Annotated in this window: 19 protein-coding genes; 14 read left to right on the forward strand and 5 right to left on the reverse strand. The window is 60.1% G+C overall.

Annotated features, from left to right (window positions below; genetic code table 11):
• The first annotated feature begins 83 nt into the window (after positions 1–83).
• Complete coding sequence (locus GRX64_RS10560; RefSeq protein ID WP_166266919.1) at positions 84–1,235, forward strand: alpha/beta fold hydrolase; 1,152 nt, start codon at positions 84–86, stop codon at positions 1,233–1,235.
• Positions 1,236–1,239: 4 nt separating this feature from the next.
• Here GRX64_RS10560 and GRX64_RS10565 read toward each other — a convergent pair whose 3' ends face one another.
• Positions 1,240–1,923 (reverse strand): haloacid dehalogenase type II, encoded by a 684-nt coding sequence (locus GRX64_RS10565; protein WP_166266921.1) that lies wholly within the window; start codon positions 1,921–1,923, stop codon positions 1,240–1,242.
• Between the two features lie 267 nt (positions 1,924–2,190).
• Here GRX64_RS10565 and GRX64_RS10570 point away from each other — a divergent pair, with 267 nt between their 5' ends.
• The 4 genes from GRX64_RS10570 (at position 2,191) to GRX64_RS10585 (ending at position 6,767) form a co-directional block, all read left to right on the forward strand.
• Complete coding sequence (locus GRX64_RS10570; RefSeq protein ID WP_166266923.1) at positions 2,191–3,093, forward strand: LysR family transcriptional regulator; 903 nt, start codon at positions 2,191–2,193, stop codon at positions 3,091–3,093.
• A gap of 100 nt (positions 3,094–3,193) precedes the next feature.
• Positions 3,194–4,420: a multidrug effflux MFS transporter gene (locus tag GRX64_RS10575; RefSeq protein ID WP_166266925.1), complete on the forward strand. Its 1,227-nt coding sequence runs from the start codon at positions 3,194–3,196 to the stop codon at positions 4,418–4,420.
• A 292-nt stretch (positions 4,421–4,712) separates the two neighbouring features.
• On the forward strand, positions 4,713–5,210 hold the full coding sequence (gene tpx / locus GRX64_RS10580; RefSeq protein WP_166266927.1) for a thiol peroxidase: 498 nt from the start codon (positions 4,713–4,715) through the stop codon (positions 5,208–5,210).
• Positions 5,211–5,486: 276 nt separating this feature from the next.
• Positions 5,487–6,767 carry an MATE family efflux transporter gene (locus GRX64_RS10585; protein ID WP_166267105.1) on the forward strand — a complete coding sequence of 427 codons (1,281 nt, stop codon included), beginning with the start codon at positions 5,487–5,489 and terminating at the stop codon, positions 6,765–6,767.
• On the opposite strand, the gene GRX64_RS10590 is transcribed toward GRX64_RS10585, so the two are convergent.
• Complete coding sequence (locus GRX64_RS10590; RefSeq protein ID WP_166266929.1) at positions 6,753–7,178, reverse strand: thioesterase family protein; 426 nt, start codon at positions 7,176–7,178, stop codon at positions 6,753–6,755. The genes GRX64_RS10585 and GRX64_RS10590 overlap by 15 nt on opposite strands.
• Before the next feature lie 142 nt (positions 7,179–7,320).
• On the opposite strand from GRX64_RS10590, the gene GRX64_RS10595 reads away from it, so the two are divergent.
• Together GRX64_RS10595 and GRX64_RS10600 are read left to right on the forward strand one after the other, a co-directional pair.
• Positions 7,321–8,967 (forward strand): MBL fold metallo-hydrolase, encoded by a 1,647-nt coding sequence (locus tag GRX64_RS10595; protein ID WP_166266931.1) that lies wholly within the window; start codon positions 7,321–7,323, stop codon positions 8,965–8,967.
• 245 nt (positions 8,968–9,212) lie between these two features.
• Positions 9,213–10,739 carry a succinylglutamate desuccinylase/aspartoacylase family protein gene (locus tag GRX64_RS10600; RefSeq protein WP_166266932.1) on the forward strand — a complete coding sequence of 509 codons (1,527 nt, stop codon included), beginning with the start codon at positions 9,213–9,215 and terminating at the stop codon, positions 10,737–10,739.
• Here the strand turns inward: GRX64_RS10600 and ccoM are convergent.
• A complete protein-coding gene (ccoM, locus tag GRX64_RS19785) occupies positions 10,710–10,904 on the reverse strand; it encodes a cytochrome c oxidase subunit CcoM (protein WP_166266524.1) in 195 nt (64 codons plus the stop codon). The genes GRX64_RS10600 and ccoM overlap by 30 nt on opposite strands.
• A 112-nt stretch (positions 10,905–11,016) precedes the next feature.
• Here ccoM and GRX64_RS10610 point away from each other — a divergent pair, with 112 nt between their 5' ends.
• Positions 11,017–11,952, forward strand: a complete 936-nt coding sequence (locus tag GRX64_RS10610; RefSeq protein WP_166266934.1) for a DMT family transporter — start codon at positions 11,017–11,019, stop codon at positions 11,950–11,952.
• A gap of 50 nt (positions 11,953–12,002) precedes the next feature.
• Here GRX64_RS10610 and GRX64_RS10615 read toward each other — a convergent pair whose 3' ends face one another.
• A complete protein-coding gene (locus GRX64_RS10615) occupies positions 12,003–12,398 on the reverse strand; it encodes a group III truncated hemoglobin (protein ID WP_166266936.1) in 396 nt (131 codons plus the stop codon).
• Between the two features lie 328 nt (positions 12,399–12,726).
• On the opposite strand from GRX64_RS10615, the gene GRX64_RS10620 reads away from it, so the two are divergent.
• Positions 12,727–14,148: an acetyl-CoA carboxylase biotin carboxylase subunit gene (locus tag GRX64_RS10620; protein ID WP_166266938.1), complete on the forward strand. Its 1,422-nt coding sequence runs from the start codon at positions 12,727–12,729 to the stop codon at positions 14,146–14,148.
• A gap of 22 nt (positions 14,149–14,170) precedes the next feature.
• Positions 14,171–15,973 (forward strand): sodium-extruding oxaloacetate decarboxylase subunit alpha, encoded by a 1,803-nt coding sequence (gene oadA / locus GRX64_RS10625; RefSeq protein ID WP_166266940.1) that lies wholly within the window; start codon positions 14,171–14,173, stop codon positions 15,971–15,973.
• Between the two features lie 376 nt (positions 15,974–16,349).
• On the opposite strand, the gene GRX64_RS10630 is transcribed toward oadA, so the two are convergent.
• Positions 16,350–17,378, reverse strand: coding sequence for a LacI family DNA-binding transcriptional regulator (locus GRX64_RS10630; protein ID WP_166266942.1), 1,029 nt, complete (start codon positions 17,376–17,378; stop codon positions 16,350–16,352).
• A gap of 130 nt (positions 17,379–17,508) precedes the next feature.
• Between GRX64_RS10630 and ltnD the strand changes: the two genes are divergently transcribed.
• Genes ltnD through otnI form a run of 4 tightly spaced genes read left to right on the forward strand, consistent with a single transcriptional unit; the run spans position 17,509 to position 21,188 of the window.
• Positions 17,509–18,444: an L-threonate dehydrogenase gene (gene ltnD / locus GRX64_RS10635; protein WP_207308774.1), complete on the forward strand. Its 936-nt coding sequence runs from the start codon at positions 17,509–17,511 to the stop codon at positions 18,442–18,444.
• Positions 18,444–19,724, forward strand: a complete 1,281-nt coding sequence (gene otnK / locus GRX64_RS10640) for a 3-oxo-tetronate kinase (protein WP_166266944.1) — start codon at positions 18,444–18,446, stop codon at positions 19,722–19,724. Before ltnD ends, otnK begins: the two co-directional genes overlap by 1 nt.
• A complete protein-coding gene (gene otnC / locus GRX64_RS10645; RefSeq protein ID WP_166266946.1) occupies positions 19,721–20,362 on the forward strand; it encodes a 3-oxo-tetronate 4-phosphate decarboxylase in 642 nt (213 codons plus the stop codon). Before otnK ends, otnC begins: the two co-directional genes overlap by 4 nt.
• A gap of 31 nt (positions 20,363–20,393) precedes the next feature.
• Complete coding sequence (gene otnI, locus GRX64_RS10650; RefSeq protein ID WP_166266948.1) at positions 20,394–21,188, forward strand: 2-oxo-tetronate isomerase; 795 nt, start codon at positions 20,394–20,396, stop codon at positions 21,186–21,188.
• Positions 21,189–21,267: the final 79 nt, after the last annotated feature.

The following is a 21,267-nucleotide window of genomic DNA, read 5'->3' on the forward strand; positions in this document are numbered from 1 at the left end:
GACACGCCCCTGTGCCGGACGGTGCGCAAAGGGGCCACTACTGACTTTATCCAACACTTTTCACCCATCAACCCGAGCGCTCAATGAAACGACTGATTCCATCCGCTGTTAACAAAGCCGCTGCACTCAGCCGTCACTCCGCCCGGTATGCGGGCAACGCCTTTGACCGCCTCTTTCGGGCAACCAGCCTGGTTCAGGCCGGCCAGACACCCTTTGAAACGCTGCACGACAACGGCCTGGTCAGTTTGCGGTATTATCCGCCGCTGACCGACGACACCATCGAACTGGACGGGATGACCATTCCGGTCGCGCCAGCCCGGCACCGGACCCCAATTGTGATCGTGCCACCGCTGGCGGTTAACATGCTGATTTACGACCTGCTGCCGCAGCGCAGCCTGGTTCGCTACCTGCGCGCGCGAGGGTTTGAAGTCTACCTGATCAACTGGGGGGTGCCGACTCGTGCGCACAGTCACTACAACCTGCACACTTACGTGGCTGAGTTGTTACCCGAATACCTGAACCACGTGCGCGAACACAGCGGTGAACAGGCATTGTCACTGCACGGCTGGAGCATGGGCGGCATGTTCACTCTGTTTTACGCAGCCTTGAGCCAGGACCAGCATATCCGCAATGCGATTGTGCTCGGATCGCCGATCGACAGCCACGCCTCCGGCCTGATGGGATTGATGACACAGAAGTTCAGCGCGGCGGCGGAGGCGGTACGCAAACGCACCGGGTTTCACCTTCACGACCTCAAACCGCACTGGTTTCACAGCCCCGGCTGGGCCAACACCCTGGGTTTCAAGCTAACCAATCCGATTGGCAGCGTGATGGGTTACTGGGAGGTGGTGGTGCGTCTGGGCGACCGTGAATTCATTGCCAACCATGCCTCCACCTCGGCGTTTCTGGACCGCATGGTGGCGTATCCGGGCGGGGTTGTTCAGGACACGGTGGTCCGGGTCTGGATCGACAACCAGCTTTCCGACGGCCAGATCCAGATCGGTGACGACTTGGCCCGCCTGGAAAACGTCAATGCCAATCTGCTGGCCATCGCCGGCCAGAACGACACTCTGGTCACACCGGCGGCGGCTGAGCGGGTGATGGATCATGTCGCCTCCACGGACAAGACCTTTCGAGTCATTCCCGGCGGGCACATGGGCATCCTGGCCGGCAGCAAGGCGCCACGAAGCAGCTGGCTGGCGTTGGCGGACTGGCTCGCTGAGCGCTCTGACTGAGCCGTTACCGGGTTACCGCCAGCTCCGACAGCGCATCCGACAGGCCATACAGATCCGGTATCACGGCCGAAGGCTGGAAGCCCCAGTCTTCAAACACCGTGGCCGGGTCGCGCTGAACCCAGATCGCCATCAGCCCGGCGGCACGGGCGCCGATGACGTCCCAGCCATTGCTCGACACCAGGCACAGCGGCTGATCCAGGGCGCCGGTGGCTCGGCGGGCATGGGTATATACGGCCGGGTCCGGTTTGAAGCTTTTGATATCGTCCACCGACACCAGGCCATCCAAGTGCTCCAACAGACGGTTGTGGCCCAGCACTTTCTTGAGCGCGGCATGGGTACCGTTGGAAAATGCGAACTGCGGGTGGTGGCGCCCCAGCTCTTCCAATACCGGCTCGGCGTCGGGGAACGCCGGCAACGACAGATACGCCGTCATCAACTCGTCTTCGCGCTTTTTACTGAGGGCAAAGCCGTAGCTCTTCATCGCGGTCTGCAAGGCCTGACGGGTGCAGACCCCGAACTCCTCGTATACGCGCATCAGGCCACGCCGGAATGAGAACTCCAGTTGTTTCTGGCGCCACAACTGGCTTACCTGCGGCGCCGCATCGCCGACATCCGTCTGCAACTGCTCGGCCATGCCCTGCGGGTCCACCAAAGTGCCGTACACATCAAAGGCCAGATAAATCGTCATCTTGCACACTCTCCTGCTAGTTGGACCACTCACCGGCGCTGGCAAAGGCGGTCGTGACACGGCCCGCCCGACTCAAAGCCGCGAACATCGCCGGGGCCATGGTTCACCGGGGGTGCGAATCCTGAACGGATCATGCCGTCACTGTACCGAATTCGCACGCCCTGTGTCGTGCTGCCGGCGATTTACGGCCAGTGCCTCAGTATAAAATTCGCACCGTTGCCGACTGCACTCTGGCCCGAACGAGCTCTACGCCCTACACTGGAAAGCATGAATACAATTGATGAATACAACCTCGATGTCCGGGCACTCTCGGTGTTGATTGCCGTCCATGACACCGGCAGCGTTTCCCGCGCAGCGGTACGGCTGGGGGTCAGCCAATCGGCCGTCAGTCATACTCTGGACCGCCTTCGCCAGGCGCTGGGGGATCCGCTGTACGTAAAGTCGGGCCGCGGCATCACGCCTACCCGCTACACTTTGCAAACCGTGCCGCACGTGCGCCAACTGGTGGATGACCTGCGCGCCCTATCGGTCGGCCCGCCGTTCTCCCCGGCCCAGGCGGAATTCACCTTCACGATCGCCGCCAACGATTACCAGCGCGACCTGCTGTTACCCCCGCTGATGCACACCCTACGGGAAACCGCGCCCGGCATCCGTCTGCAGGTGATGCCGTCGGGCATTCCCAGTGCCGACATGCTGCGGCAGGACATCTGCGATCTGATCATCTCACCGCACCCGCCCGCCGTTGGCGATGTCATGCAACGGGGATTGCTGACCGATCAAATGACGGTATTTTACGACCCGCACAAACGGCAGGCACCCGCCAATCTGGCGGATTACCTGCACAGCCAGCACATCGGCATTCTGTTTGCGACCGGTGAGCGAATGGCGCTGGAAGGTGCGTTGCAGGCCCAGGGCCTGGCTCGGGATATTGCCGTGACCGTTTCCAATTTTTCCGGTCTGCCGGGATTCCTGAAAGGCACAAACCTATTGGCGACCGCGCCCCGCCGCATGAGTGAGCACTTACTGAAAGAGTTTGCCCAGGCGCCCCTGCCCTTCACGATCAAGCCCTTCACACTGCTCATGCTGTGGCACCAGCGCAATCAGGACGATTCCGCCCACCGCTGGCTGCGGCAACAGCTGGTCGCGGTCGCCCGGCACCTGACGGACTGATTCATCACTTATTGTCATAGGTTGTATGAAAGGCGCGGCCGTTATTGCAGGGGTCTGGGCGAGTAGACTGTCGGCTGAATTCATCACTCTTCGGACAACCGTGCTCGTACTCACCAGTATCTGGACCACCATTTTGCTTGCCGCCGCCGTAGCCCTGGGACCACTGGCCACGGACATGTACCTGCCCGCACTGCCGTCCATGGGCGCGAACCTGAACGCCGGCACCGATCAGATTCAACTCACCCTGAGCATCTACATGGCCGGGTTTGCGATCGCACAACTGGTGTGTGGCCCACTGGCGGACCGGTTTGGCCGCAAGCCCATCATGATTGGCGGATTCATTCTGTTCGCTTTGGCCAGCCTGGGCTGCGCCCTTGCCACCAGTATCGATACGTTGTTGTTGTGCCGGTTTTTGCAGGCGCTGGGTGGCTCCGCCGGCCCGGTTCTCGGGCGTGCGGCCATACGAGACATTTATACCCCCCGAGAAGCCGCCCGTATCATGGCGCTGCTGGCCAGCATTATGGCCCTGGCGCCGGCCGTGGCCCCGACCCTGGGTGGCCTGCTGCTCGGCGGTTTTGGCTGGTCATCGATTTTCCTGGCGCTGGGGATTTATTCGCTGGTGATGGCGCTGGTCATCGCCTTCGGCATCCCCGAGCCACTGGCTCCCGCCCACCGCCAAAGCCTCCGGCCAGGACACCTGCTGCGCAATTATCGCAGCATTGCCCTGGACCCCAGCTTTGTTGGTTACACCCTGACCAATTCCCTGGTGTTTGGTGGCTTGTTTGCCTTCCTGTCCGGATCGTCTTTCGTGCTGATTGATTTTTTGGGCGTGAAAGCCGAACACTTTGGCTTTTACTTCGCCAGCATCGTGGCCGGCTACATTCTTGGCAATCTGACCGCGATGCGCCTCGGACGGCGATTGCTGCCCGACCAGATATTGTTGCGGGGTCTGATGATCGCCACGGTGGGCGGCACCCTGATGGCGCTGCTGGCGTGGGAAAAACACTTTTCCGTTGCCGCCGTGATGTTGCCCCAGGCTGTGTTCATGATCGGAGTGGGTATGGTGTTGCCACAGACCATGGCCGGCGCGCTCGCTAATTTTCCCACCATGGCCGGGTCCGCGTCCGCGTTGTTCGGCTGCGTGCAGATGGCGGTGGCGGCGGCCATCGGCATGCTGGTCGGCCACCTTCATACCGGCACCTCCCTGGTCATGGCGTTGACCATTGCCAGCTGTGGCATTGCCGCACTGATCGCCTACCTGGCGCTGGTACAGCGCTTTCCCGCCCGCGGTTTTGGGACCGCTGAACCGAGTGTCTCGTCCGGTTGAGTGATTAAGCCACTGAACCATTGAGCGTCTTGAATGCGATGCCCGGTGGCAAGCGACTGAAGACCCTTCATCAAGGGCTGGCAACACCGACCAGAGCCCTCCACGTCATGCCGTTGATTCACCGATTCACCACACGAAACGCAAAAGCCAGACGCGTCCGTGTTCCGTGTCGGAGACCGATGCCATCACCCCTGAAGCCATTGGCGACGTGACGAGTCATCCAAAATCGACTAAACAGGAGTATGGTAATCGGTGTAATGTTTTCCATTCCTGACACAAACTGGAGTTTCTGATGAGCACAGTCACACTGGACGGTACCCCGCTGCAAATCAGCGGCACGTTTCCTTCTGTCGGCGATTCGGCGCCCGCCTTTACGCTGACCAATCAAGGCCTGGAAGAGACTGGCCTCGATGCCTACGCCGGTAAGCGCAAAATTCTGAACATCATTCCCAGCATCGATACCGGTGTCTGCGCCGCCTCGACCCGTAAGTTCAATGAAAAAGCTGGCAGCCTGGACAACACCGTGGTTCTCGTCGTCTCCGCCGACCTGCCCTTTGCCGCCGGCCGCTTTTGCGGTGCCGAGGGTCTGAAGGATGTGGTGCCCCTATCCACTTTCCGTAACTACAGTTTCCAGCAGGATTACGGCGTTGGGATTCAGGATGGCCCCCTGGCCGGACTCTGCGCCCGTGCCGTGGTGGTGTTGGATGAAAACAACAAGGTGATCCACAGCCAACTGGTCGGCGAAATCAAAGATGAGCCAGACTACGAGTCGGCCCTGAAGGCGTTGTAAAGGAACCAGAGCCGACCCCACCGCTTGACGGTGCTTCCGCAAGCGGTTGGCGGCTCACTTAACGTTCCGGCCGAGGCAGCCACGAATCCGCGTGACTGTGTCGTTGAACACTCACGCCGATGCACGCGCCGAAACCGAATGCTTTCGGCTGAACCGGACACCCACGCGCTCTCTTCGCTACCCTGATTCGCCACTTTATCGCCACCCAGAGACCCTTCATCCTCCGTGACTAATGCTGCTGTTCACACGCCCTCTCTGGGCCGTCACCTGGCGGCCATGACCTGGCCCATGCTGTTTGGCGTGCTGTCGTTGATGACCTTTCAACTGGTCGACAGCGCCTTTATCGGTCAGTTGGGGCGTGACCCGCTGGCGGCACTGGGTTTTACCCTGCCCATGCAACAGCTGATCATCGGGCTGCAGGTCGGTCTTGGCATCGCCACCACGGCGATCATTTCCCGCACCCTGGGCGCCGGTGAAGATGTCCGTGCCGAGCGTCTGGGCGGGCTGGTGGTCGGCGTGGGGGCACTGATGGTGCTGGCCCTGTGTTTGACGCTGTGGCTCACCCGCGACCAGATCATGACCCTGCTGGGTGCCGACCAGACCCTGCTGCCAATGATTCAAAGCTATTGGGCACCCTGGTTACTGGCCGCCTGGACCGGCGCCATGCTGTATTTCGGCTACAGCATCTGTCGCTCACACGGGGACACCAAACTGCCGGGCTACATGATGGTGGCCACCAGCGTGGCGAACATCGCGCTCGACCCGCTCTATATTTTTGTCTTCGGGTGGGGCTTGCCCGGTGCCGGCTGGGCCACTGTGACCGCCTTTGGTGCGGGCTGTCTGGTGATTTACCCCCGGCTGCTGAAACGCTGCTGGCTGCGGTTTGATCTGCGCCAACTGGCATTGACCAAGGCCCTCCAGCAACTGTCCGGCATCATGGCGCCGGCCATGGTGAGTCAACTGATGCCCCCGCTGGCCGCGATGCTGGCCACGGCGTTGGTGGCCGGTTTTGGTTCCGCGGCGGTGGCAGCCTGGGGGCTGGGCACCCGGCTGGAATTCTTCTCGCTTGTGGTGGTGCTGGCGTTGACGATGTCGTTGCCGCCCATGATCGGTCGTGCCCTCGGCGCCGGGGATATTGCTACCATCCAGCGGCTGATCCGCATTGCGGTGCGCTTTGTGGTGTTCTGGCAACTGGCGCTGGGTCTGATTTGGGTGGCGGCGTCGGGGCTAGTGTCAAACCTCTTCAGCAGTGATCACGCGGTACAAAGTGTGCTGGACGACTACCTGATTCGGGTGCCCCTGAGCTACAGCGGGCTGGGTCTGTGTATGCTGATGGTGTCAGTCTGCAACGCCCTGGGGCTGTCTTTGCGAGCGTTGCTGATCTCCGTGCTGCGGTTGTTCCTCTGCTTCCTGCCCTTCCTGTGGGTGGGCGCACAATGGGGCGGCATCAGTGGTCTGATGAGCGGAGCACTGGCGGGCAATCTGTGTGCGGGCGTCATGGCTTACTCCCTCTACCGCACCGGCATGCGCCAGCTTTTGGTCTCAGCCAAACCGTAACCGAAACGCCTCCGGTACCGGTACAACCTGTTTGCGCACGTAGTTGAAAAAGACAAACCCGTACTTGGCCAACGCCACCGGCTGACCACTGTCGGCCTTACTGACCCGGAAGACAAAATCGCCGCCGTACTTATTGAAATCCATCAACCCCACCTCAAACCGCAGCACTTCCGGGAAAAATGACTCCGACTGATACATGGTGGCCAGATCGGTCACGATGATGCCGGTGCCCTCCTGATCCGACTCCTCCATCCCGTGCTTGACCAGAAATTGCGCCCGCGCCTCGGACAACATGGAGATCAGGGCATCGTTGCCAAGATGATTGGCGCCATTGATGTCAGTAATCCGCACCGGCATGTGGGTGGCAAAGATGAACACGTCATCGGGAAACGACAGTTTGATACGGGCCATAACGGGGTACCTGGCAAACAGGGGTTGAAGAGTAGGCGGCATGATACCCCGATCCACAATCCCGGTTCACCTGCAGACAGCCACGGTGGTTTTCCGCTATCGTAGACCGGTTTCTCTATGCCACTTATTTGGGTCATACGTAATGGAAATTCGCCCCGCCGCCACCCTGGCGCTGATACGGGATACCGACGAGGGTATCCAGGTATTGCTGTTGCAACGGACCTGGGACGCGGCCTTTCTCCCCGGTTTCTATGTGTTTCCGGGCGGTGCCGTCGACGCCAGTGATCACGCCTGCCAGCAGTGGCTCGACGGCCACGATGACCGGTCTGCCAGCGCTGCTCTGGGACTGCCGGACGGTGGTGCCCCGTTCATGATTGCCGCCATCCGGGAATGCTTCGAAGAAGCCGGGGTGCTGCTGGCACTGAAACCCGATGGCAGCCTGCTGCAAGAACACACGGAAGCGACCTGTAAGGCGCGGGCCGATATGAATAACGGCACCCTGACCCTGGCGGATCTGTGTCAGCAACAACGGTTGAAGCTGCCGCTCGACCGGCTGGCTTATCTGAGCCACTGGGTCACACCGCCCGGACCACCAAGCCGATTTGATACCCGGTTTTTCGTGGCGGCGGCGCCGCCTCAGCAAGTCAGCCACGACGGCGTTGAGACCATTGATCACGTCTGGTTGTCGCCCGCGGACGCTCTGGAAGACCACCGCATGGGGCGCCGGCTGTTGGTTGCCCCGACGCTGCGGACGTTGCGGATTCTGAGCGATTTTGACACCACGGCCGCCGTCATGGCCTTTGCCCATGGGCAACCTGCCGAAGTGATACCACACACACCCTGGCCCGCCCAAAAAAACCGCCAAGCCAGCATGATTGAGCCCGGTGAGCCGGCCTACCACGAAGTGCGCAAGCTGGACCCGGAGCAAAAAGGCCACGCCAGCGCGACCATCGTCCCGGGCACGGCGACCTTACTCGGCCCCCAGCTGCAACGCCTGACCGCGGGTAATCCCGGCATGATGACCGGCCCCGGCACCAACACCTATATTCTCGGCGGCGCCGATGACGTCACGGTGATCGATCCGGGCCCCGACGATGCCGATCACATTGCCCGCATTCTGGCCCTGACCGGGCACCGGATTCGTCAGGTGCTGGTGACCCATACCCACCGTGACCACTCGCCCGGTGCACGAGCGTTACACGCCGCCACCGGCGCGGCCGTGATGGGCATGGCCGCACCTGACGAGCCAACCCAGGACCTTGAATTCCAGGCCAGCAAGGCATTGAGGGACGGTGATACCGTCACAACCGGCGCCGGAACATTAAGAGTCATTCACACCCCGGGGCACGCCTCCAACCACCTGTGCTATCTGCTGGAGTCGCAAAAGATACTGTTTTCCGGCGATCACATCATGCAAGGCTCAACCGTGGTGATTAATCCGCCGGACGGCGACATGACGGCGTATTTGGCCTCGCTGCACCGTTTGCTGCAACACGATATTGACTACATTGCCCCCGGCCATGGGTTTTTGATGGCCCACGCTCATGCCATCGTTGATTTCCTCACCACTCACCGCCTGTCCCGGGAGCGGAAAGTCATCACCGCCCTGAGCGACCATGGCCCTGCGACGCTGAGGGCGCTCACCAAACACGCCTACGACGATGTTCCCGTTGCTATCCACGGGGTTGCCAGCCGGTCCTTGCTGGCGCACCTGATCAAGCTGGAAGCGGATGGCAAGGCGTTGAATCAAAGCGATCAGTGGACGTTCGTGCAGCCGCCGTCAACGTGAGCCGGCCACGGCACCGGTGGCACTGGTCCCGGAAGCCCCAGGCCCACCCGAATCATCCCTCGCTACCACAGCGTGGGCAGGCGACGCATGTCACCCCCGACACCGCCACGGGGTGACGACGAACCATGAAAACCCGAATTAAACCTCTGTCAGGTCGGTTCCGTCTGCCAATCACGTCCTTTATGCTTACCCGACGTGTGTTATCACTTCTTGTCCTCCTTCATTGCCTGACCCAGAGACTGTTCATGGTGCTTAATCGGCTGTACGCGCTCCCTTTCGCCTCCCTCATCACGCTCCTGCTGGCACTGTCAACACCGCTGACATGGGCTGACACTGCAAACTCAGACAAGACAATGGTCAGCAGCCTGTCGGAAGACGAGAGCGTAGAGGACATAGAAACCTCCGAGCCCAGGCACCCTCAAGGCGGAGTCAAAGACGCGCCCGAAGACGAGCCGGGGGACGAAGCCAAGTCCCCATCGCCACCCCCCCCGGTCACTGATACGGCGGAGGGGCAGGCCTCGCCAGAGGCCGCCAATACGGCGACCGGGTCGTCCGGCAGCGAATCCGGTAGCAAAGTCATTGCGCCCAATGTGGATTTGAAAAAAGAAGTGACCTCCGCTCCAGAGCCGGTGCCATCGCCTGCGGCCGGCGAGACGCCAATAACCAACCAGACAAACCAACCCGAGGAACGCCTCGATGAGCCCGACTCGCCTACCTCAAGCCCCGGGCATGGCACCATCAGGCCCGACGCCAGCGTCTCCAAAGTGCCGGATACCCCCCGGCCGGCGCCGGTGATACCTCCCCCCGTCGCTGAGAATTTCACTCTGCTGAACGCCGAAGTAATGCCCGGCACGTCGACCCGCCTGGCCTGGTCACCCGGCATTCAAATTGCCGGGCTGTCGCAACCAACGCCCGTGCTGGTGGTCAATGGCGCGCAGCCCGGACCGGTCCTGTGCCTGACCGGCGCGGTGCACGGTGACGAGCTTAACGGCATCGAAATTGTCCGCCGGATAATGTACGACCTGGACCCGAAAAAGCTGTCCGGCACGGTGGTCGGCATCCCGATCGTCAATGTTCAGGGCTTTCAGCAGGGCAGCCGTTATCTGGCGGACCGGCGCGACCTTAATCGCTACTTTCCGGGCGATCCGGCCGGCAGCCTGGCAGGGCGCATTGCCCATTCGCTGTTCGAGCAGGTCATACGTCATTGCACCCTGCTGGTGGATGTCCACACCGGGTCCCTCAAGCGCACCAACCTGCCTCAAATGCGAGCGGACATGAACGACCCCGAAGTGGCGGAATTTACAAGGGGTTTCGACGGCATGGCCATTGTTCACAGCAGCGGCGGGCCCGGTATGTTACGAACCGCCGCCACGAAAGCCGGGATCGTGACGGTCACGATGGAAGCGGGTGAATCGCTCCGGATTCAGGAGCACCAGATCAAGGCCGGGGTGAACAGCATCCACAGTCTGATGGAAAAGCAAAACATGCTGTCCCGGTTCTTCGTCTGGGGGGACCCGGAGCCGGTCTATTACGATTCCCACTGGATACGGGTCGATCAGGGCGGCATATTGTTCAGCGATGTCGATTTGGGCGACAAAATCGTCGATGGTCAGATCCTGGGGATCGTCGCAGACCCGATCACCAATGTGCAGATCCCCGTGCGCGCCGATGCCGACGGTCGTGTCATCGGCATGGCGGTGGATCAGGTCGTGATGGCCGGCTTTGCGGCGTATCACGTTGGTCTAAAGGCGGAAACGCCCGGAGAAGAGTAACCTGTGATCTTTGGCAGGACTGGTGACGCGAGCGCCGGTCATATTACCGTAAGTTTTTTTGGGCTTCTGGGCGTCTTTGTAAACGAAGTAGCCCACGCTGCCAAAGAAAGCCAACATCAAAATCACTGTGCCGATACCGGCAATCACAACCGCGTCCATATACATAATCAATCTCCCGACAGTAATCGCTTCAACGACTGTACTTTAGACGGCGATTCTTTCGGGGATCTTGACCCGCATCAAATGCGCGACAGGTGATCGTTACCAAGGAGTGTCCGTGCCTGACAAAACCACTCGCCCGCTTTGGCTGGCTTACCTTGGCCTGACACTCACGCCGCTGTTCTGGGCGGGCAATGCCGTGGTCGCCCGTGGCGTGGTGGACAGCATCCCACCCTTATCCCTGTCATTCTGGCGCTGGGTCCTGGCACTGGCGATTCTGCTGCCGATTGGCGCACCTCAGGTTCGCCGCCAATGGCCGCTGGTCCGGCAGCGCTGGCGCTCGATGCTGGCGCTGGCCACTTTCAGCGTCGGGGCATTCAATACCCTGCTCTACCTCTCGGCTCAAACCACCACGGCGCTGAATATCACCCTGGTTAATTCCACAATTCCGGTCATGGTGGCCCTGTTGGCCTGGCTGATACTGGGTGATCGCATGCGGCCGGTGCAGTTGATCGGCATTGGCCTGGCGATTGCCGGTGTACTGGTGGTGGTGGGGCGAGGTGACTGGCGAACCTTTACCGCGCTGAATTTCCAGCCCGGCGACCTGATCATGGTGGCTGCAGTAGCCAGTTGGGGGCTGTTCTCCGTGTTATTACGGCGCCAGGCGGTGCCGCTGACACCCATTGCCTTCCTGACGGTCCAGGTTGCACTGGGGGCGCTGGTCATCCTGCCCTTCTATTTGCTGGACCTGTTGTTCTTCTCCGGCGGTTTTGACCTGACGCCATCCGTGGCTCCCACGCTCTTGTTCGTGGCGATATTCCCGGGCCTTCTGGCGTATGCGTTCTGGAATCATGGTGTGCACTGGGTCGGACCTGCTCGTGCGGCCATGTTCATGTACCTGAACCCGGTTTTTGCCGCGCTGTTGGCCGGTCTGTTCCTGAACGAGCGGCTCAGCGTTTTTCATCTCATCGGGGGCTTGCTGATCCTGTTTGGCCTCCTGCTGACCACCCGTCAACCCAGACCCGTCCGGCCGCCCGCGACGCTGCCCGAGTAACGTATGCGGCCCAGGGCCGGCAGTATTGGGGCCGATCCACGCTGGCCGGTTTAACGATCACCGCCACGCTCCCGCTCTTCCAGCCACTCGGCCAGGTTGTGCAGGATCTTGCGCGCCAGTGCCCGTGCCTTTTCGGTGTAAGGGCCATCAAAGTACAGGTCCAGCGTCTGATTGAAGTGCTCGAACCAAAGCTCGAAATGCTCCTCACTCAGGGACGCCTTGTCGTGCAGTTGCTCGTGGTGGTACACCATATTGCGGTGGTATGTGTCTTCGCCCAACAGCATTTTGCACCAATACCCTTCGATCAGCGGCAGGTGGTCAGCGAGATGAACACCGGCGACCTCCACGAAGATTGGCCGCATCACCGGGTCGTCCAGCAGGCGGGCGTAAAACATCTGCACCATCCGGTGTATAGCAGCGGGGTTGTCGAGATCCATTGTCGTCATTCACGGTGTCCCGTGTGGCATCGTTTGGCTTTGCTATTGTGGCGTGAACGGAGCGCCTTCGTCACCCGATTTGGCATCCGGTGACGTCTGCGACACAAAGTTCGCGCTGCCGGGCAATCACACCCGTCGTCAATCGCGAAGATCTGCGCACTTTTTGACGCCTGCGCTGGAACGATTGTGCCGCGGGCTTTTCTTACTATAGGATGATATACGAGGTAGCTGTCACGCCAACGCTAACCGTTTCAGCCCCTGGGGCTCTCACGTCCTTGATGACAGCCCTGGTTCAAACAACGGCTTCCTATCCTGACTTACGGTGGAGGTTTTTGGTATGACCATCAGGAAGGTACTCATCGCCAACCGCGGCGAAATTGCAGTCCGTATCGCACGGGCGTGCCAGGAAATGGGCATCAAAGCGGTTGCGATCTACTCCGAGGCGGATCGGTACTCGCTGCACGTCAAAAAGGCCGACGAGGCCTACTGCATTAGCAAAGACCCGCTCTCCGGTTACCTGAACCCTCACCACATCGTCAATCTGGCGGTTGAGACCGGCTGCGATGCGCTCCATCCCGGCTACGGCTTTCTGTCCGAAAACGCCACCCTGGCAGCGGTATGCAAGAAGCGGGGCATCAAGTTTATCGGGCCCTCGGCGGAGGTTATCCAGTCCATGGGGGACAAAACCGAGGCCCGTACCACCGCCATTAAGGCCAAGGTGCCCGTCACCCCAGGCACCGACCGCAACCTCAAGGATGTCGAAGACGCAGTGCTGCAGGCCGACAAGATCGGTTACCCGGTCATGCTGAAAGCGACATCTGGCGGCGGTGGCCGGGGTATCCGGCGCTGCGACCATGAAAAAGACATGCGCCAGAACTATGAGCGAGTCATTTCCGAGGCCACGAAAGCCTTCGGGAGCGCCGAAGTATTTCTGGAAAAATGCATTGTTAATCCGCGCCACATAGAAGTGCAGGTGTTGGCCGACTCTCACGGCAACGTCATTCATCTGTACGAGCGCGACTGCTCCATTCAGCGCCGTAACCAGAAGCTCATCGAACTGGCTCCTTCACCGCAACTGACGGAAACCCAGCGTGAAACCATCGGGGAGCTGGCGGTGCGCGTGGCCAAAGGCTGCGGTTATGAGAACGCTGGTACGGTCGAGTTCCTGCTCGACAACAACGACGACTTCTACTTCATGGAAATGAACACCCGGGTGCAGGTGGAGCACACCATCACCGAAGAAATCACCGGGGTCGACATCGTCAAAGAGCAGATCCGCATTGCGGCCGGAGAGCCCCTGCGTTATGCCCAGCATCAGATCAGTTACCGGGGCTTTGCGGCCCAGTTCCGGATCAACGCAGAGGACCCCAAAAACGGTTTTTTACCCAGCTTTGGTCGCATCAGCCGGTACTATTCCGCAGGCGGGCCGGGCGTGCGCACCGACGCGGCCATGTACACCGGGTATGAGATACCTCCTTACTACGACTCCATGTGCGCCAAACTGATTGTCTGGGCCATGGACTGGGAGGAACTGCTGGAGCGCTCCCGCCGCGCCCTGAACGACATGGCAATCTACGGCGTGCGCACCACCATTCCTTACTATCAACGAATTCTGCAACACCCGGAATTCCGGGCCGGACAGTTCGACACCAGCTTTGTCGAAAGCCACCCGGAATTGCTTGAATACAGCACCAAGTCACGGCCGGAATCCATCGCCACTGCCATTGCCGTCGCTATCGCGGCTCAGGCCGGCCTGTAAACCGGGAATTGGGAGACTCATTATGGCCAAACGCAAAATTCACATTACCGACCTAATCCTGCGCGATGCACACCAGTCCCTGATTGCCACTCGAATGCGCACGGAAGACATGCTGCCCGCCTGCGAGTGGCTGGATCAAGCCGGCTACTGGTCTCTGGAATGCTGGGGCGGCGCCACTTTTGATGCCTGTGTCCGGTTTCTTAAGGAGGACCCCTGGGTACGGCTGCGGCAACTAAGAAAAGCCTTGCCCAACACGCGCCTGCAGATGTTGCTGCGGGGGCAGAACCTGCTGGGTTATCGGCACTATGCCGATGATGTCGTGGAAGCCTTCTGTCAGAAAGCGGCTGACAACGGCATTGACGTGTTCCGGATTTTTGATGCCCTCAACGACGTCCGCAACCTGGAAACCAGTATCCGGGCGGTTAAGAAAGCCGGCAAACACGCCCAGGGCACCCTGTGTTATACGGTCAGCCCGGTACACAACACCGAGAGCTTTGTTGCACAGGCCCGTGCCATGGTGGACATGGGTATCGACAGCATAGCCATCAAGGATATGGCCGGCTTGCTCACCCCCAGTGCGGCCGCGGAACTGGTTGGCGAACTCAAGAAACACTTCAAACTGCCGGTTTTCCTGCACACCCACTACACCTCCGGAATGGCGACCATGTGCCATTGGGCCGCCATCGAAGCCGGCGTCGATCACATTGATACCGCAATCTCGGCCTTTGCCGGGGGCACCAGTCACGCACCCACCGAGTCGATGGTGGCGGCCCTGCACGACGCCGGTTATGAGACCGGGCTGGACCTGCAACGGCTGGATCAGATCACCCAGCACTTCCGGGAAGTGCGCAAGAAATACCACCAGTTCGAGAGTGAGTACAACGGTGTCGACACCGCCGTTCTGCTCTCGCAGGTACCCGGTGGCATGATGTCCAACCTTGCCAACCAGCTCAAGGAGCAAGGTGCGCTGGAGAAAATTCGCGACGTGTTCGCAGAGATCCCCAAAGTTCGCGAAGATCTCGGCTACCCACCGCTGGTGACACCCACGTCCCAGATTGTCGGGACCCAGGCGGTCATCAACGTGCTGTCCGGCAAGCGGTACGACACCATCACCAACGAGGTTAAAAAATACCTCCAGGGCTGGTACGGCAAGGCCCCCGGCGACGTAAACCAGGAGCTGCAGCGTCGCGCCGTGGGCAACGAAGAGCTGATTGATGAACGCCCTGCCAACCTGCTCACTAACGAATTCCACAAGCTGAAAGATCAGATTGGTGAGCTGGCGGAATGCGAGGAGGATGTGCTGACGTTTGCCATGTTCCCGGACCAGGCCAAAACGTATCTTGAGCAGCGCCAGGCTGGCACTTTGCAGCCTGAACCTCTGGAGCCGCGCCCCACGGGCAAAGCCGCGGAGAGCATTTCGACCGAATTCAAGATCACCGTGCACGGCGAGACTTACGACATTCATGTTACCGGGGCGAGTCCCACCAGCGATACCGAACGTCGTTTCTACATGACCGTGGACGGTGTCCCGGAAGAAATCGCCCTGGAGTCCCTCGGTGGCTTCACCAAGGACGGCACGAGCAGCGGCAGCCAGCGCAGCAAAGTCAGCAAGGAGGGCCACGTGACCACCACCATGCCCGGCAACATTGTCGATGTGCTGGTGCAGGAAGGCGATGACGTGTCCGCAGGCGATCCGGTGCTGGTCATTGAGGCGATGAAAATGGAAACCGAGGTGAAAGCCTCAACCTCAGGAAAAGTGGCGGCGGTGCATATCAAGAAGGGGGACCGGGTCACGCCTGGTGAGGTTTTGGTGGAGATCGAATGAACATCGCGGGCCCCCATGCCCACTGTACAGGAGGCGACCCGACAACCGAGCGCTGACTGTTGAGCTAACCGCCAGCGTGGGTATTTCTGATCGAGCGTATTCTTGCTGCCCTGAAACGCATCATTCGTATAGGGGGTCTGTCTCAGCACTCGACGGCTGTACCACTCGGGACCTGAGTCTTCCCACCACAACCTGAGGCCAAAAAGCGTTGCGGCAAACAAGCGATGTCAGCGAAGTGGTTGAACGCGTTGTTTGATCTACCCGATAGGGCCATCGGGTACCAGTCGACCCGGGCGGGGGCTTGGATTCGGAAGCTTGGCCGCAAAGACAACGGTGTTAAATGATTGCCTGCCTAAGCGCGCCTCTGCACAGGCGTCTAGGCGCTTTCACCAATGGTCAGCTCAAAACCGACATCCGTCCGGTTGTTAGCCAGTGCACGACCTTCGATGCGGGCAATAACTTGCTCGGCGGCAAGACGACCAATCCGGTAACGGGGCGACGTGATCGTGGTCAGGCGCGGCGTAACGTGCTGCCCGATCGGCAATCCATTAAATCCGGCAATCGCAATGGTCTCCGGGACGCAGATGCCCTGGCGCTGTGCGTGCAAGAGTGCACCGGTGGCCAGATCGTCATTGGCAAAATGGATCGCACTGGCGTCAGGGTAATCGGCTAGCACCCTGTCGAGTGCCCGTGCCCCAGTTTCAAACTGCCCAAGCTGGTCCAAATCGAGCAACGGCGCCGCCTGACCCGATGCCTCAAGCACCTCCCGGTGTCCATCGTAGCGTAACCCTGCGCGGTAATCCCGGGCCACCTGAGCCGCCACGTAGACGATGTTGCGATGACCTTTTCCCAGCAGATAGCGGGCCATACAGCGGCCCGCTTCCGGGTGATCAAGCCCGACATTCAGGTCAATAGCGTCACCCAGCTCCATTATTTCAGCGATGGGACTGTCGCACTCTGAAAGAATGCGCTGACAGGCTTCGTTATGTCGCAAGCCCGTCACGACCATGGCGGATGGCGACCAACCGAGAAACGTCCGGACCAACTGGCACTCCCGATCAAGATCGTAGTCAGTATTGGCCAGCAATATCTGGTAGCCCTGGCGTTCGAATTCGCTTTGCAGGCCGTTGATCACCTCGATGAATACAATGTTTGAAAGGGACGGCACGATGACGGCAATGAAACGCGAACTGGCAGAGGCCAGGCTACCCGCCAGCATATTGCGGACGTAACCGACCTTATCGATGGCTGCTTCCACACGGGCGCGTGTTGCGGGACGTACCACATCGGGAGAATTGAGCACCCGCGACACCGTGATCGCTGAAACCCCGGCCTCGATCGCAACTTCCGCAATGGTCGGCTGCATGACGCCTCTACGCTGTCGCTTGGTTTTACTGCTGGACATAGACACTTATTTTCCTCAGGGGGTTGCCTCAGGCTGGATAATATTCTATTAATAATGGTAGCGCTAACATTTCGCTACTGCAGATTTTATTTAACTGCGGAACCCGCTTTCACCATAAGGAGTACAACGAGTGTCTAATCACGATAACCCAGTCGTCGGCGTCGTCGGACTGGGCGCTATGGGCCTGGGTTCCGCAACCGCAATACTCGAAGCCGGGCTGACCGTTACAGGCTGCGATGTTTCTGCCCACGCCTGCGATACGTTCACATCCCGCGGCGGTCGCTGCGTTGCAACGCCCGCAGAACTGGCCGACAAATGCGACATTGTGGTGTTGTTGGTGGTCAATGCTGATCAAGTCGAATCGGTGCTGTTTGGCGCCGAAGGCCTGGTCCCCAAATTGGCTCCGGGCAGCCTGATCATGCAGTGCGCCACGGTCGCGCCCAGTTACGCCAAAACTCTGGGCAGGCGCCTGAAAGACGCCGGATTGCTAATGCTTGATGCGCCCGTCAGCGGTGGTGCCGTCAAGGCCGGCGCCGGACAGCTATCAATAATGTCCGCCGGCGAACCGTCAGCCTACACCAAAGGTCAAGCGGTATTGGACGCCATGGCAGCCACCGTCTATCGGCTGGGCGATGCGCCAGGGGTTGGTTCCAGCGTAAAACTGGTCAACCAGCATCTGGCGGGCATTCACATCGCTGCGGCCGCCGAAGCCATGGCCCTGGGAATACGCATGGGACTGAACCCTGAGACGCTGTATGAGGTGATTACGCATTCGGCAGGTAATTCCTGGATGTTTGAGAACCGCGTTCCTCACATCATCAGCGGCGACTATACCCCGCTGTCCGCTGTCGACATTTTTGTCAAAGACCTGAACATCGTGCACCAGACCGGTCGTGAGTTGACTCTCGCAATGCCGGTCGCCGCCAGTGCCTTGCAGCAGTTTACTGCGGCGAGCGGTGCCGGGTTTGGGCGCGAAGACGATTCCGCCGTTATCAAAGTGTATCAACGGCTGTCAGGCATTGAGTTGCCAGCAGCCAATGACCCGGCCGATGAGGAGGCTGGATAATGGCTATTGTGCTTGGCGCCATCGCTGATGATTTCACCGGCGCCACGGATCTGGCCAACAACCTGGTACGGGCCGGCATGCGCACACTGCAGGTTATCGGGGTCCCGCGTAAAACGCTGGATCTTGCAGACACTGATGCGGTTGTGGTGGCGCTCAAGTCACGCTCATGTCCGGCTCAAGACGCGGTCAATGACTCCCTGGCGGCGCTGGACTGGCTCCGTAGCCAGAGCGTGCGGCAGGTTTTCTTCAAGTACTGTTCAACCTTTGACTCCACCGATAACGGCAATATTGGCCCCGTCGCGGATGCCTTACTGGAACAGCTTGGTGCCCGGCAGACTGTGATGGTGCCGGCGTTTCCCGCTAATGGCCGGACGGTCTATCAGGGCCACTTGTTCGTTGGCGACCGGCTGCTCAACGACAGCGGCATGGAACATCACCCACTCAACCCGATGACCGATGCTGATCTGGTGCGCACACTCTCCCGCCAGACACCGCACGCCGTTGGCCTGCTCGCGCGCCCCACCCTGGCCTCAGGTCCCGAGCACGCGCGGGCTCATCTCGACAAACTTGAATCACAGGGCGTACGCCACGTGATTTGTGACACGCTTGACGAGACAGATCTTACGGTACTGGCGGCGACACTGGCTCGATCCGCTCTGGTAACCGGCGGTTCCGGGCTTGGTCAGACCTTACCTGCCCAATACCGTCGACTCGGCTGGCTCGAAAATGTGGACAACGCAGGCCAACTGGCGCCAGCCAGCGGCGCACCCTTGGTACTCTCCGGAAGCTGCTCCCGGGCGACTCTGGCTCAGATCGAGCACTTCCTTTCCCGCTTTGAGGGTTTCGCCCTTGACCCCGTAGCGCTTAACGACAGCGATGACCAGATCAATGAGGCGCTGGCGTTTGCCCGTGAACGTTTAAACAGCGCGGATCCGGTGCTGATTTATGCCTCGGCTTCGCCAGACAAAGTCAAACGGGCTCAGGAACAGCTGGGGGCCGCCGCCGCAGGTGAGCGGGTTGAACGCGCGTTAGCCCGACTGGCGAGGGAACTGGTAGCTGAGGGTGTTGGTAAATTACTGGTAGCAGGCGGTGAAACCTCTGGTGCCGTGGTATCCGCACTTGGCATTGGCGAACTCCGCATCGGTGGGCAGATCGACCCCGGCGTGCCCTGGACCCAGACTCACTTACCTGGCCGGAAGGCCCCTCTGTCGCTGGCGCTCAAATCAGGCAATTTTGGTGGTGTCGACTTCTTCTCGCGGGCTTTCGAGGTGCTGTCATGAGCAAAATCAACACCCTGCGGGAAGAGATTGCGCTCTACGGCAAGTCATTGTTTGATCGTGGCCTGACCATGGGGTCGAGCGGCAATATCAGCACACGGCTTGACGACGGCGGCTGGCTGATGACGCCCACCAATGCCTGCCTGGGCCGACTCGATCCTGCCCGCATCTCGCATCTGGATTGTAACGGCAAATTGCTGGCGGGCGACAAGCCGACCAAGGAAAGTTTTTTGCACCAGGCCATGTACTCGGAGCGTCCGCAGTCCGGCGCCATCGTGCACTTGCATTCGACACACTCGGTGGCGGTTTCGTGCCTCCCGGAGGTTGATCCTCATAACTGCATCCCTCCGCTGACTGCCTATTATGTGATGCGCGTTGGCAAGCTGCCGCTGGTGCCTTATCACATTCCCGGCGATCCCTCCCTAGGCGATGCCGTGAAGGGACTGGCAGGTGAACACAGCGCCGTTCTGCTGGCCAACCACGGCCCCATCGTGGCAGGCAAATCGCTGGAGGCTGCCGTCTATGCCACGGAGGAACTGGAAGAAACCGCCAAGCTCTTCATGTTGCTGCGGGGTCATAACCCACGCTGTCTGAGTGAGGAACAAATCGCCGAACTGGAGGCGCGTTTTCCACGCGACTGACACTGAAACTTAACGCAGCAAAGGACATACGATGATTCGACTGGCCGCCAATTTGAGCATGATGTTCACAGAGCATGCTTTTCTCGACCGTTTTGCAGCGGCTGCAAAGGCCGGATTTCACGGTGTCGAGTACCTCTTTCCGTATGAGTTTGACGCCAGTGAACTGCGCGCCGCGCTCGACGCCAACGATTTGACTCAAGTCCTGTTCAACTTGCCACCGGGAGACTGGGCGGCCGGTGACAGAGGACTCACCTGTCTGCCGGGGCGAGAGCAGGAGTTCCGCGATTCGGTCAGCCAGGCAATTCATTACGCCGAGGTGCTCGGGTGCTCACAGCTGCACGCGATGGCAGGCCTGCTGCCCCCTGGGGCCGACGACACTGTTCGCAGCGCTCATCTGAATACCTATGTGAGCAACCTGCGTTTCGCAACCGGCGAACTGGCCAAGATTGGCAAGACACTGCTCATTGAGCCTATCAATGGCCGTGACATGCCAGGGTTTTTTCTCCAGCGCCAGGCCCAGGCCAGGGATGTTCTGGCGCAGGTCGGCGCCGACAATCTCCGGGTGCAGTTCGACGCCTATCACTGTCAGATCGTCGAAGGTGACCTTATCCGTAACCTCGAAACCCAGTTTCCGAATATTGGTCACGTACAGATTGCCGGTGTCCCCAACCGACATGAACCGGACAATGGCGAGCTGAACTACCCGGCGATCCTGGCCCGACTCGATGCGCTCGGTTACCGGGGTTGGGTGGGGTGCGAATATCGCCCCGCTGGCGACACGCAGGCGGGGCTCGGCTGGGGCATCCGATATGGACTGACGCCCTGAGCTGGCGAGGGCACGCACTCTTTTTAACGACAGTACGAACACAACGAACACAACGAACACAACGAACACACAAAACAAT

Source organism: Marinobacter caseinilyticus, assembly GCF_011074955.1.
GTDB classification, from domain to species: domain Bacteria; phylum Pseudomonadota; class Gammaproteobacteria; order Pseudomonadales; family Oleiphilaceae; genus Marinobacter; species Marinobacter caseinilyticus.